Origin of the sequence: Bradyrhizobium sp. B120, assembly GCF_049075665.1 — a bacterium.
Lineage (GTDB): Bacteria > Pseudomonadota > Alphaproteobacteria > Rhizobiales > Xanthobacteraceae > Bradyrhizobium.
The window spans coordinates 2,691,377-2,703,875 of record NZ_CP185242.1 but is presented as its reverse complement, the minus strand read 5'-3'; the positions used below and the strand labels follow the sequence as shown (position 1 = coordinate 2,703,875).

The following is a 12,499-nucleotide window of genomic DNA, read 5'->3' as shown; positions in this document are numbered from 1 at the left end:
CTCATGCCGCCTCGACGAAGCTGTGGCGCTCATAGAGGAATTCGAGCACGCGCTGCCGGCACTTCAGGTAGCCGGGGTTGGTCGCGAGCTCGAGCCGCTTGCGCGGACGCGCCAGCGGCACCTCGAGCACCTCGCCGATCCGCGCGCTCGGGCCGTTGGTCATCATGACGATGCGGTCCGACAGCAGCACGGCCTCGTCGACGTCGTGGGTGATCATCAGGATGGTGTTGCCGAGTTTCTGGTGCAGCGCCATCACGGAATCCTGCAGATGCGCCCGGGTCAGCGCGTCGAGCGCGCCGAACGGCTCGTCGAGCAGCAGCACCTTCGGCTCCATCGCGAGCGCACGCGCGATGCCGACGCGCTGCTTCATGCCGCCCGAGATCTCGCTCGGCCGCTTGTCCTTGGCATGCGCCATCTGCACGAGACTCAGATTGTGCATCACCCAGGCGTCCCGCTCGGCCCTGCTCTTGGTCCTGGCAAACACCTTGTCGACGCCGAGCTTGACGTTCTCGTAGACAGTCAGCCACGGCAGCAGGCTGTGGTTCTGGAATACGACGGCGCGATCCGGCCCCGGCGCGTTGACCTCGCGGTTCTCCAAGAGCACGCCGCCATTGGTGGCGCCGGTGAGGCCGGCGACGATATTGAGCAGGGTCGACTTGCCGCAGCCGGAGTGGCCGATGATGGAGACGTATTCGCCCTTCTCGATCGTCAGGCTGATGTCTTTCAGAACCTCGGTGGTGGCGCTGCCGCGAGTGAACGTCTTGTCGATGTGGTCGAGCTTCAGATAGGCCTGCATGCCTTGTCCTCCTCAGTTCGCAGCCGTGCCGCGGGTCACGACTTTGCCGAGGCCCGCAATGAGCCGGTCGAGCACGAAGCCGATGATGCCGACATAGAACAGCGCCAGGATGATCTCGCTGATGTGCGAGGAATTCCACGCATCCCAGATGAAGAAGCCGATGCCGACGCCGCCGATCAGCATTTCCGCGGCGACGATCGCGAGCCAGGACAGGCCGATGCCGATGCGCAGGCCGGTGAATATGTAGGGCGCGGCCGCCGGGATCATGATCTTGGTGAAGAACTCCAGCGGATTGAGCTGCACCACGGCGGCGACGTTGCGGTAGTCCTGCGGGATGTTGCGGATGCCGACCGCGGTGTTGATGATGATCGGCCACACCGAGGTGATGAAGATGACGAAGATCGCCGAGGGCTGGCCGTCGCGGAATGCCGCGAGCGACAGCGGCAGCCAGGCGAGCGGCGGGATGGTGCGCAGCACCTGGAACAGCGGATCGAGCCCGCGCATCGCCCAGACCGACTGGCCGACCAGCGTGCCGAGCGCGATGCCCGCGATCGCCGCCAGCGAATAGCCGTAGGCGACGCGCTGCAGGCTGGCGGAGAGATGCCAGAACAGACCCTTGTCGATGCCGCCATTGTCGAAGAACGGATCGAGGATCAGCTCCCTGGTGTCCTTGAACACTTTTGAAGGCGGCGGCAGGCTGGAGCCGGCGCGCCGGCAGATCAGCTCCCACACCACCAGCAGCAACGCGACCACGATCAGCGGCGGCACCACGCGCGCCGCGGTCTCCTTCGCCATCTTTGCGTAGGTCTCCGCGCGCGGCGTGCGCTTCGGCGTCATGGTCACGACCGGCGCTGCGGCTGTGGCCTGCGGGATCGCCACCGCCGACATATCGGTCTTCATGGCAGGCATCGACATTGAATGAAAATCTCCGTGGTCGAAGAACGGGCCGCTCGACGTGCAGCCCTATGGGCTCAACTCAGACGTCGACACGCTTGATGGACAGCGACTTCAGGTAAGCGGAGGGATCGGCAGGATCGAACACCTTGCCGTCGAAGAAGGTTTCCTTGCCGCGCGAGGTCGAGGCCGGAATCTCCGATGCCGGCACGCCGAGCTCCTTGGCCGCTTCCTTCCAGAGATCCTCGCGGTTGACCTTGGCAATGAGCGCCTTGGTGTCGAAACCCGCCTCGTACTTGCCCCAGCGGATGTCCTCGGTCAGGAACCAGAGATCGTGGCTCTGATAGGGGTAGGACGCGTTGTCCTTCCAGAATCGCATCTGCTGCGGCGAGTTCTCGACCACCCGGCCGGTGCCGTAGTCGAACTTGCCCTTCATGCGGTCGGTGATGTCCTCGACCGGGCAGTTGATCCACTGCCGCTTGGCGCAGATCGCCGCGGTCTCCTCGCGGTTCTCAGCCTTCTCGCACCACTGCTGGGCTTCCATCACCGCCATCAGCAGCGCCTTCGCGGCCTTCGGGTTCTTGTCGACCCAGGCGGCGCGCAGGCCGAACGATTTCTCCGGATGCTTGTCCCAGAGCTCGCCGGTGGTGATCGCGGTGTAGCCGATCTCCTGATGGATGAGCTGCAGATTCCATGGCTCGCAGACGCAGAAGCAATCCATCGTGCCGACCTTCATGTTGGCCACCATCTGCGCGGGCGGCACCACGATGGTCTCGATGTCCTTGTCGGGATCGATGCCGCCGGCGGCGAGCCAGTAACGGATCCACAGATCATGCGTGCCGCCCGGGAAAGTCATCGCGGCCTTCACCGCCTTGCCCGAGGCCTTCTTCTTCTCGAGCGCCGCCTTGAAAGGCGTGGTGTCGACGCCGACCTTGAGATCGGCATATTCCTTGGCGACCGAGATGCACTGACCGTTCAGATTGAGCCGCGCCATGATGTACATCGGCGTCGGCTGATTGTTCTGCGTCACCTTGCCGGCCGAGATCAGATACGGCATCGGGGTCAGGATATGCGCGCCGTCGATGCCGTTGCCCTCCGAGCCGAGCACGAGATTGTCGCGTGTGGTGCCCCACGAGGCCTGCTTCTGCACCTCGACATCGGGCATGCCGTATTTGGCGAAGATGCCCTTCTCCTTGGCGACGAACAGCGGCGAGGCGTCGGTGAGCGCGATGAAGCCGAGCTTGGCGCCCTTCACTTCCGGACCCGCGCCTTGCGCGAATGCGCCAGCGGGAAAATTGAGCCTGGCTGCGGCCAGCAGCGCGGCGGCGCCGCTGGTGGCCTTCAGGAGCCGGCGACGGCTGATCGCGCGGCCTGCGGGCTTGTTGCTGGGCTTGGTCATCGGTCGTCCTTTGCGTCGTTGCGTTACGGTGTTGCGTCTTTGCGTCGGGCACCGTTCATCGGGTGGCGACGCGCGCAGGGCGCGAAAGGGCATGCACCGGGGATGCCCCGGTCTGGCGGCGTCAGAAATCCGATGGGGTGGCCTCGAGGGACGGCTTCAATGGCGTCGGGCTTGACTATTCAAGCCTTGTGCCAAGCTACCGCAGTGCAAAAATCGATTTTATTGCAATGTTTTGCGCAGCTTGTCGCAGCGCGCGGGGATCACCGCGCGCCGTCAAAAAATGCGATTCGCTCAATTCTTGTGCGCCGCACATGAATTGAGCAGAGTACTCGGACGACAGTGTCAGGCGTCTTCGGCGACCTTGGTGCCGAGCGGCGCGGGCGCCATTCCGCCGCCGGGCTTCATATGGAATTCGTAGGTCATCAGGCTCCACGGGGCATCCGAGCGCTGGCCGTCGGGCATCACAGGATCGGTGCGCCGCTCGACCTTGGCGATCAGTTCGTCCTTCACGCCGAACACGACGTCGGAGTCGATGTACTTGTCGCCTTCGACGAACACATGCGTGATCAGCGGCTCATAGCCCTTGGCGTTGACCAGAAAGTGCACATGCGCCGGTCGCATCGGATGCCGGTTGGTCTGCGTGATCATCTGCCCGACCGGACCGTCGGTCGGGATCGGATAGCTGCACGGCACGATGGTGCGGAAGAAGAAGCGGCCGTCGGCATCGGTGACGAAGCGCGCCCGCGAGGACGGGCCTTCGGTGGCATAGCTCGGCTTCTGCGAGTCATAGAACCCGTCGTCGTCCGCGTGCCAGATATCGACCGGCACATTGGCCAGCGGCTTGCCGTCGAGATCGGTGACGCGGCTTTGCACGAACATGCGCTCGCCGGGCAGGCTTGCCGAGATGTCGGTGCCGTGCGGCGTCACCTTGTGCTCGCCGACATAGAACGGGCCGAGCACGGTGGTCTCGGTCGCGCCGTCGCGATCCCGGTGGTTGACCGCATCGACCAGCATCGACACGCCGAGCACGTCGGACAGCAGGATGAATTCCTGGCGGATGTCGGTGCACTTCTGCCCGGTGCGGGTCAGGAAGCCGATGGCGTGGTCCCACTCCTCGAAGGTGAGATCGGTCTTGCGCACATAATCGTGCAGCGACTTCACCAGTTCCTGCAGCAGGAACTTGGCCCGCGGATCGGGCGTCTGGTCGAAGCTGCGGATGACGGCTGTGGTGAGCTCGGTTTCGTTGAACTGGGTCATCTCGGCGTTTCCCTTGACGTGTCCCTTGAGGGCGCGATTGCGCGCCCGACCGTACACTACCGGCCCGGTGCCGGTAAGCGGTGGCCGATTGCTGCAGCGGACACTTTTCGGCTATCAAGGCTGCCTCGCCAGCCGGAGAAAATGCCCGATGTTAGCTCCCACGCCTGCCTCGCCCGAATCCGCGGGAATGTCGACCACCGCCCTCAACCGCCTCGAAGCGCATCTGAAGAACCGCTATATCGACTCGGGCCGCTTTCCCGGCACCCAGCTCCTGATCTACCGCCGCGGCAAGATCGTGCATTCCACCGTCCAGGGCTTTGCCGATCTCGAGCGCAAGGTGCCGGTCAAGGACGACACCATCTTCCGCATCTATTCGATGACCAAGCCGATCACCTCGGTCGCCTTCATGATGCTGGTCGAGGAAGGCAAGGTCGCGATCGACGAGCCGGTCGCCAAATACATTCCGGACTGGAAGAACCTCGGCGTGTTCGTCGCCGGCACCGCGCCCGCTTTCCTGACCCGCCCGCCGACGCGGCCGATGCTGATCGTCGACCTGCTGCGCCACACCTCGGGTCTCACCTACGGCTTCCAGCAGCGCTCCAATGTCGATGCGGCCTATCGCGAGAAGAAGATCGGCGAGGTCATCAAGGCCGGCACGCTCGACGGCATGATCGAGGACCTGGCGAAGATCCCGCTCGAGTTCTCGCCGGGTGAGGCCTGGAATTACTCGGTCTCCACCGACGTGCTCGGCTATCTCGTCGGCAAGATTTCAGGGATGCCGTTCGAGCAGTTTCTGAAGGAGCGGATCTTCAAGCCGCTCGGCATGAACGACACCGATTTCTTCGTGCCGGCCGACAAGGCGCACCGCTTTGCCGCCTGCTATTCCGCCGACCCGCAGGGCGGCTTCAACCCGCTCGCCGCCGAGCGCAAGGGCACGCTGACGCTGCAGGACGATCCGGCCACCAGCTCGTTCCTGTCGCCGCCCTCGCTGGTCTCCGGCGGTGGCGGGCTGTGCTCGACCGCGGCCGATTATCTGACCTTCTGCCGCGCCCTGCTCAACGGCGGCGAGCTCGGCGGCGTCCGGCTACTCGGCCCGAAGACGCTGAAGCTGATGGCCAGCAACCATCTGCCCGGCGGCGTCGACCTGCCGGCGATGTCGCGCTCGATGTTCGCCGAAGCCGCCTATAACGGCATCGGCTTCGGCCTCGGCTTCGCCGTCACCATGCACCCGGCGCAGACCCTGATCGCCGGCAGCCCGGGTGAATTCAACTGGGGCGGTGCCGCCACGACATCGTTCTTCATCGATCCGGCCGAGGAGCTGATCACGATCTTCATGACCCAGGTGCTGCCGTCGAGCGCCTATCCGCTGCGGCGCGAGCTGCGCACCATGGTCTACGCCGCGATCACCGAGAGCAATCTCTGACCCAACGCCATTCCGCGGCGCATGGTGTGCGCCGCGGAATTTTTCAGATAATTAGTCATTTCCTTTGGCGGATCTTTCCGCCTCCCCTACGCTCACAGCGAAATGGGCACCGATCCGGGGACTTCGTGCCGAAACTGACATTGCCAGTGCGTCTCGCGCTTCTGGTCGCAGGGACGATGTTGCCGCTGATCGTCTTCGCGGCCGGGATCGTCTTCCACAATTACCAGCGGGATCGTCAGGCGGCCACGCAGCGCGTGCTGGAGACGGCGCGCAGCATCCGCCTGCTGCTCGACGCGGAAATGCAGCGCATGACCGGCGGGCTGCAGGTGCTGGCGCTGACCAACTCGCTGCGCAACAGCGACTTCGACAATTTCCGCCGCGTCGCAGCCGGCTTCCTCGACCAATACGGCAAGGACGGCGTCGTGCTGGTGGCCGACCGCAGCGGACGCCAGGCGTTCTCCTCGCTGACGCCGGACACCGCGAGCCTGCCACCGCGCAACAATCTCGAGATCGTCGAGAAGGTGTTTGCGACGCGGCAGCCGCAATACTCCAACCTGTTCTTCGGCGAGGTGAAGCAGCAACTGATCATCACCGTCGAGGTGCCGGTGATCCGCGACGGCGAAGTGCTCTACGACATCTCGTTCAGCCCGCCGATCGAGGTCTTCCAGGCCATGATCGAGCGGCAGCGCCTGAACCAGGACTGGACCATCTCGATCTTCGACGGCGACGGCGTCAACCTCGCCCGCGTGCCAAATCCGCAGGCGACCATCGGGCAGCGCGCTTCGCCGACGTTGTTTGCCGAGATGTTCCGCCGCAGCGAGGCGACACTGCCGACCGTCTCGCTCGAAGGCGTGGCGCTGATCACGGGCTTCACCCGATCGCGCCTCACCGGCTGGACCGTCGCCGCTGGGATCGCCGAGAATTCGCTGGTAGCACCGCTGTGGCGCTCGCTCGCGATCACCAGCGTGATCGGCGGCGTCCTGCTCCTGGTCGGCCTCGGCTTTGCGGTGCGGATGGCGACCACGATCGCGCGCGGCGAGATGCTGCACGACCTGCTGATCGAGGAGCTCAACCACCGCGTCAAGAACACGCTGGCGATCCTGCAATCGATCGCCACGCAGACCTTCCGCAGCGCGAGCCGCGCCGAGCGCGACAAGTTCGAGGGACGGCTCGGCGCGCTCGCAGAGGCGCACAATTTGCTCTCGACCGACAAATGGCAAGGCTCCGACCTGCAGGACGTGGTCAGCCGCGTGCTGCGGCCCTATCTGCTGAACAGCACCGCCGAGCGGGTCAAGATGTTCGGGCCGCGCGTGCCGCTGTCGCCCCGGCTTGCTCTGGTGCTGTCGATGCTCCTGCACGAGATGGCGACCAACGCCGCCAAATACGGCGCGTTGTCCAATGACACCGGCACGGTGACGCTGGACTGGGAGATCCTTGACGAGAGTCCCGGGCCGAAGCTGCGGATGATCTGGACGGAGGCCGGCGGCCCAGAAGTCACGGCGCCGGTGCAGCGCGGCTTCGGCTCCCGGCTGATCGAGCGCAGCGCCCGCGACCAGCTCGGCGGCGAGGCCACGGTGGATTTCCTTCCCCACGGCGTCGTCTACACGGTGACCAGCACCCTCGAAACCGGCGAATGAGCGGGTAAATGGCTCCCAATCCTGCGACATCTTGGCACGCAAGTTGCTAAGATGGGGTGGGATCGGCCGGCAAGAACGCCGGCCAAAAACAGGGGGAGTTCATGTCGACCATTGCAGCGGAAGCCACAGTTGCACGCAAGCCGCTCTACACATCGCTGTTTGTGCAGGTGCTCGTTGCTCTGTTGCTCGGCATCATCATCGGCATGGCCGCACCCGATTTCGCGATCGGGCTGAAGATCTTCAGCGATGCCTTCCTGAAGCTGATCTCGATGATCGTGGCGCCGATCGTGTTCTGCGTGGTGGTGCACGGCATCGCGGGCGCCGGCGACCTCAAGAAGGTCGGACGCGTCGGCGTCAAGGCGCTGGTGTATTTCGAGGCGATGACGACGGTCGCGCTCGTGGTCGGCTTGATCCTGGCCTATCTGTTCGGGCCCGGTCACGGCATGAACATCGATACCTCGACGCTGGACGCCAAGGCGCTCGGCAACTATGCCAGCAATGCGCAGAAGCTGAAGGGCGAAGGCATCGGCAGCTTCCTGCTCAACATCATCCCGACCACCTCGTTCGACGCGCTGTCGCGCAACGACGTGCTGCAGGTCCTGTTCTTCGCCATCATCTTCGGCGTCAGCCTGGCGCTGGTCGGCGGCGAGAAGGGCGAGAAAATCACCTCGTTCATCGACGCGGTCTCGACCGTGCTGTTCCGCGCCATGGGACTGATCGTGCGCTTCGCGCCGATCGGCGTGCTCGGCGCCGTCGCCTACACGGTCGGCAAATACGGCGTCGGCTCGCTGAAGCAGCTGCTGTCGCTGGTGGCGCTGTTCTACGTCTCGGTCGCGATCTTCGTGCTCGGCGTGCTCGGCGGGGTAATGGCGCTGGCCGGCATCAACATTCTCAAGTTCCTCGGCTACCTGCGCGAGGAGCTGATGATCGTGGTCGCCACCGCATCGTCCGACGCGGTGTTGCCGCAGGTGATGCGCAAGCTGGAGCATTTCGGCGTCAAGGATTCGGTGGTCGGCCTCGTAATTCCGACCGGCTATTCGTTCAACCTCGATGCGTTCTCGATCTATCTGACGCTGGCGGTCGTCTTCATCGCGCAGGCAACCAACACGCCGCTGTCGTTCGGCGACCTGCTGCTGGTGCTCGGCGTGTCGCTGATCACGTCGAAGGGCGCACACGGCGTGCCGGGCTCGGCGATCGTCATCCTGGCCGCGACGCTCAACGCGGTGCCAAGCATCCCGGCGATCGGCCTCGTGCTGGTGCTCTCGGTTGACTGGTTCATCGGCATGGCGCGCGCGGTCGGCAATCTGATCGGCAACTGCGTCGCCACCGTCGTGGTCGCGGCATGGGAAGGTGACCTGGACCGGGACAAGGCCCGGCGCGTGCTCGAAGGCACCGATGCGGTCGACGTCACCGCGGGCTGAGCCACGCGGCAAGGACCGGCAGCGTCCCGCGCATGGCGCGGGGCGCAGACTTACTTGATGAGCCGCAGATACGGCGGCAACTGCCTGGTCGCCGGTTCCTGAACCGGCTCGTCCGACGCGATCATGTCGCACAGCGCCTTCAACTCGGAATCCGTCACCTTGTGCAGCTCCATCCGAAGCTCGAGGATGGCAAGGGACAGCAGCCGCGCCGTCTCCGTGTTCGCCCGGTCAGTCAGAAATGCCTGACATTCTTCCAAGGTTGCCAGCAGCGCCAGCAACCGTTCTTCCGTATTTGCGACCGGCATATCTTCCACTCCCGAAGCCGCGAGGTAGAGTCGAGGTGTACCCCTCTTCCGCTTCATTTGGCCTCTCCTGCCAGAGTTCGCCGGCTTTCCGTAGGCGCACAATTGTTCCCGATGATTCAGAACTTTTAGGCAATTGTCCAGCAACATTCCGAAAGCCTGACTTGGACTTACGTCAAACTTTTCGCATTGGCGGCGCTTCCGTCAAGCAACCGCGGACCGTCGCCGCGACCTCAGGATGCACTAGCTGGGGTTGCATCCATACTAGGACGCTCGTACAATATTGGCTGCCCGTAGAACTACGGGCGCAGTGCATTGCCGCCCAGTAAGCATGCGCGCAAAATCTGTGTCGATCAAACTCGCGCTAGTTGTGGTTTGGTCAATATTTTGCCAAATGTAGAGGGCGGGGTGTCGACAGACACCTTGGTGCGGTCGACTACAGGTAGTCGACCGATTCGGTACTTGGGTGCTTCCAATGCGCATGTGCGTTTGGATACCATCCCGCGATCTTCTTGGATTTCGTCGTTCGGACGAACTGACGATCCACTCGAGCTTAACGCGGTACATCATGAACGTGTCCCTGACCCGACCGGGCCAGGGATTCTCGATTTGAAGGACGGGTCACAAGAATGAACAGATCAGCAGCAAAGAAGATGAAGCAGCGCAGCGCCGGCAAGCCGGACATTGAGTTGGGCAAGCGGATTCGTCTGCGCCGTGTCGAGCAGAAGATCTCGCAGGCAGAACTCGGCGACAAGCTGGGCGTCAGCTTCCAGCAGGTTCAGAAGTACGAGAAGGGCGTGAACCGCGTCGGCGCTGCCCGCCTTCAGCAGATCGCGACCGCGCTGGACGTGCCGGTGACCTTCTTCTACGACGGCGACAACAAGGCCCGCGAAGTCGAGAGCCTGCTGTTCCTCGACAGCGCGTTCAGCCTCCGGTTGCTGCGCGCCTACAGCAAGATCAAGGATCAGACCGTGCAGCGCCAACTGGTGTCGCTGATGGAATCGATCGCCGCCAACGAAGACTGAACGGCACAGCACAGGTACGATCGCGACACCGCGAACGCGATCGACCAGGGCGAGCGGATCGGCCGCGATCGGTCATTGGGATCGCCACGCGCCGGTCGGACCGGGAAGATATCGAAGCGCTGCCATCGGCGATGGCAGCGCTTTTTCTTTTGCCGTTCGGCGCCGCTAGGTCCGTGCCCTCGGCTTCGGCACAACGAGCGAGCGATCTCCGCGTTGATGTACGCCACAAGGTCGAGCGGCCGCGATGCCGACGATGGCGACCGGCTTCGATGGCGACCGCCCTGGGCCGGCACGACGGTCACGGTAATGTTCCGATCGCAACCAAAACTTAATCAAGACGCAACGGTCTCGGGATAGATCATCACCTTCGAACGAACGCGCCGCCCCCCATTCATGCTGCCGGGGCCGTGCCTTCCGATTTTTCGCGCAAGCGACGCAGTTCGGAGAATCGAGATATGCAGAGAGTGACACTCGTCGTCGTAGCCACGATGCTTGCGGCTCTACCGGCATTCGCCCAAACCACCGGCGCGCCCGGCCCGACTGCGGCAGTCCCGCCTCATCATGCCTTGCCGGCTGCGGCACCGGCGGCCACCCAGCCAGGCCAGGCCAAGCCGGCCGCGTCGACCTCGGTCGCGGAAACGCGATCGGCTGCCGCGCTCTCGCTGTCGCACGAGCCGACCTACGACCAGGGCAGCGCACAGCGCATTCGCGACGTGGTGAAGAGCTATTCCGATCTTGCCGCCCGCGGCGGTTGGCCCACGATCCCCACGGACGCGAAATTTGCGTTGGGCGCCCAGGGCGCCCATGACGATCTGCTGCGCAACCGTCTGATCATCACCGGCGACCTTGCCACCGACAAGGCCACCGGCTCCTATGATGAAGTCGTGGCCGACGCGGTGAAGCGCTTCCAGACACGCCACGGGCTCGCGGCGACCGGCTCGGTGACGCCGCGGACGCTGGCTGCACTCAACGTTCCCGTGCAGAAGCGGATCCAGCAGCTCGAGGCCTCGCTGGAGCGGCTTGACCAGATGGATTTCCAGTTCGGGCAGCGCTATGTCGTCGTCAACATTCCCGCCACCTTCGCCGAGGCCGTCGAGGACGACAAGGTCGTGCGGCGCTACCGCGTGATCGTCGGCAAGACCGAGAAACCCTCGCCGACGCTGACGTCCGAGATCACCGACGTCATTCTCAATCCGACCTGGACGGTGCCGTCATCGATCACGAAGACGGAGATCGCGGCGCATATGCGCAAGGAACCGGCCTACCTGTCACGCATGCACATGGACGTGCTCGACGCCCACGACAACCCGATCGATCCGCGTTCGGTCGACTGGTCGGGCGATCACGCGCCGAACATCACGGTGCGTCAGCAGAGCGGCGCATGGAATGCGCTCGGCGCGGTCAAGATCGACATGCCGAATTCCTATTCGGTCTACATGCACGACACCAATCAGCACAGCCTGTTCAACGACGACTATCGCTTCGATTCGCATGGCTGCTCGCGCGTCGACAATGTCCGCGATCTCGCGGCATGGCTGCTGAAAGACCAACCGCAGTGGACCCGCGCTGCCATCGATGCCGCGATCGCCACCGGACAGCGCCAGGACGTCCGCATGCTGAAGAAGGTGCCGGTGGCCTGGATCTACCTCACGGCGTGGATGACGAAGGACCGGACCGTCCAGTTCCGCAACGACGTCTACGACCAGGACCAGCAACTCCTCGAAGCCACCGCCGAGGAGGCTGCCTTCTTCAACAAGGCCGCCGAACATCCGCCGACCGCGCAATAGAGCACATTTCCGCGAAGCGCCATCAAAGGTCATCACGTATTGTTTGCGCCTCGCCATTCTGTCGCGCGGCCAATTGTCGCCCGCGCATGGCGCGACCTCACAACTCCCGCATTTCTTGCGTTGAACCGGCATAGCCAGAACCGAGTGCACCTGCCTGGCTTTTTTGTCGCAGCAACGAAGCGGCCGCATGGACGTTTTCAGGCCTCAACCAAGGAGATCTCAATGAATATCAAGCTTGCAATTATTGGACTGGCCGCGCTCGGAAGCGCAGCGTTGATGTCCGGCGCGGCATCGGCGATGCCGAACGGGCTTCCGCAGGCCAGCCACATCGCAGGCGAAACGTCCAATGTCGACAAGGTGCGCCAGGTCTGTGACCGCTGGGGCCGCTGCTACTGGCAACCGGGCTATGGCTACGGACCGCGCCATCACGGATGGCATCATCGTCCGCACTTCTACCCCCGCCATCATCATCACGGGCACCGTCACCACGGCGGCCACCATGGTGGCGGCCATCACGGCGGCGGACATCACGGCGGACACCGGCGCTAATCGTCAGCG

Annotated in this window: 11 protein-coding genes; 6 read left to right on the top strand and 5 right to left on the bottom strand. The window is 63.9% G+C overall.

The annotated features are described in order from the left end of the window. Position 1: 1 nt before the first annotated feature. The 4 genes from ACOIX3_RS12360 to ACOIX3_RS12345 all read right to left on the bottom strand — a co-directional run bounded on the left by ACOIX3_RS12360 (position 2) and on the right by ACOIX3_RS12345 (position 4,346). Entirely contained in the window at positions 2 to 796 is a 795-nt protein-coding gene (locus ACOIX3_RS12360) for an ABC transporter ATP-binding protein (protein ID WP_420970094.1), read from the bottom strand. Between the two features lie 12 nt (positions 797 to 808). After that, entirely contained in the window at positions 809 to 1,711 is a 903-nt protein-coding gene (gene ntrB / locus ACOIX3_RS12355; protein ID WP_420970093.1) for a nitrate ABC transporter permease, read from the bottom strand. A gap of 61 nt (positions 1,712 to 1,772) precedes the next feature. Next, a complete protein-coding gene (locus ACOIX3_RS12350) occupies positions 1,773 to 3,089 on the bottom strand; it encodes a CmpA/NrtA family ABC transporter substrate-binding protein (RefSeq protein ID WP_420970092.1) in 1,317 nt (438 codons plus the stop codon). Positions 3,090 to 3,431: 342 nt separating this feature from the next. Next, on the bottom strand, positions 3,432 to 4,346 hold the full coding sequence (locus ACOIX3_RS12345) for an intradiol ring-cleavage dioxygenase (RefSeq protein WP_420970091.1): 915 nt from the start codon (positions 4,344 to 4,346) through the stop codon (positions 3,432 to 3,434). Positions 4,347 to 4,494: 148 nt separating this feature from the next. On the opposite strand from ACOIX3_RS12345, the gene ACOIX3_RS12340 reads away from it, so the two are divergent. The 3 genes from ACOIX3_RS12340 to ACOIX3_RS12330 all read left to right on the top strand — a co-directional run bounded on the left by ACOIX3_RS12340 (position 4,495) and on the right by ACOIX3_RS12330 (position 8,827). Beyond that, complete coding sequence (locus ACOIX3_RS12340) at positions 4,495 to 5,769, top strand: serine hydrolase domain-containing protein (protein ID WP_420970090.1); 1,275 nt, start codon at positions 4,495 to 4,497, stop codon at positions 5,767 to 5,769. A gap of 125 nt (positions 5,770 to 5,894) precedes the next feature. After that, complete coding sequence (locus ACOIX3_RS12335; RefSeq protein WP_420970089.1) at positions 5,895 to 7,406, top strand: sensor histidine kinase; 1,512 nt, start codon at positions 5,895 to 5,897, stop codon at positions 7,404 to 7,406. Positions 7,407 to 7,507: 101 nt separating this feature from the next. Beyond that, positions 7,508 to 8,827: a dicarboxylate/amino acid:cation symporter gene (locus ACOIX3_RS12330; RefSeq protein WP_176532765.1), complete on the top strand. Its 1,320-nt coding sequence runs from the start codon at positions 7,508 to 7,510 to the stop codon at positions 8,825 to 8,827. Between the two features lie 50 nt (positions 8,828 to 8,877). On the opposite strand, the gene ACOIX3_RS12325 is transcribed toward ACOIX3_RS12330, so the two are convergent. Further along, a complete protein-coding gene (locus tag ACOIX3_RS12325) occupies positions 8,878 to 9,132 on the bottom strand; it encodes a hypothetical protein (protein ID WP_050629647.1) in 255 nt (84 codons plus the stop codon). A 626-nt stretch (positions 9,133 to 9,758) separates the two neighbouring features. Here ACOIX3_RS12325 and ACOIX3_RS12320 point away from each other — a divergent pair. The 3 genes from ACOIX3_RS12320 to ACOIX3_RS12310 all read left to right on the top strand — a co-directional run bounded on the left by ACOIX3_RS12320 (position 9,759) and on the right by ACOIX3_RS12310 (position 12,490). After that, positions 9,759 to 10,154, top strand: a complete 396-nt coding sequence (locus tag ACOIX3_RS12320) for a helix-turn-helix domain-containing protein (protein WP_016844123.1) — start codon at positions 9,759 to 9,761, stop codon at positions 10,152 to 10,154. Between the two features lie 455 nt (positions 10,155 to 10,609). After that, positions 10,610 to 11,941: a L,D-transpeptidase family protein gene (locus ACOIX3_RS12315; protein WP_420970087.1), complete on the top strand. Its 1,332-nt coding sequence runs from the start codon at positions 10,610 to 10,612 to the stop codon at positions 11,939 to 11,941. 222 nt (positions 11,942 to 12,163) lie between these two features. Further along, positions 12,164 to 12,490 carry a hypothetical protein gene (locus tag ACOIX3_RS12310; protein WP_342710363.1) on the top strand — a complete coding sequence of 109 codons (327 nt, stop codon included), beginning with the start codon at positions 12,164 to 12,166 and terminating at the stop codon, positions 12,488 to 12,490. Positions 12,491 to 12,499: the final 9 nt, after the last annotated feature.

Bases quoted from the DNA above. Each gene is read 5' to 3' on its own strand.
- ACOIX3_RS12340 (WP_420970090.1), top strand. From the start codon at position 4,495: ATGTTAGCTCCCACGCCTGCCTCGCCCGAATCCGCGGGAATGTCGACC.
- ACOIX3_RS12315 (WP_420970087.1), top strand. From the start codon at position 10,610: ATGCAGAGAGTGACACTCGTCGTCGTAGCCACGATGCTTGCGGCTCTA.
- ACOIX3_RS12350 (WP_420970092.1), bottom strand. From the start codon at position 3,089: ATGACCAAGCCCAGCAACAAGCCCGCAGGCCGCGCGATCAGCCGTCGC.
- ACOIX3_RS12360 (WP_420970094.1), bottom strand. From the start codon at position 796: ATGCAGGCCTATCTGAAGCTCGACCACATCGACAAGACGTTCACTCGC.
- ACOIX3_RS12330 (WP_176532765.1), top strand. From the start codon at position 7,508: ATGTCGACCATTGCAGCGGAAGCCACAGTTGCACGCAAGCCGCTCTAC.
- ACOIX3_RS12345 (WP_420970091.1), bottom strand. From the start codon at position 4,346: ATGACCCAGTTCAACGAAACCGAGCTCACCACAGCCGTCATCCGCAGC.
- ACOIX3_RS12310 (WP_342710363.1), top strand. From the start codon at position 12,164: ATGAATATCAAGCTTGCAATTATTGGACTGGCCGCGCTCGGAAGCGCA.
- ACOIX3_RS12320 (WP_016844123.1), top strand. From the start codon at position 9,759: ATGAACAGATCAGCAGCAAAGAAGATGAAGCAGCGCAGCGCCGGCAAG.
- ntrB (WP_420970093.1), bottom strand. From the start codon at position 1,711: ATGTCGATGCCTGCCATGAAGACCGATATGTCGGCGGTGGCGATCCCG.
- ACOIX3_RS12325 (WP_050629647.1), bottom strand. From the start codon at position 9,132: ATGCCGGTCGCAAATACGGAAGAACGGTTGCTGGCGCTGCTGGCAACC.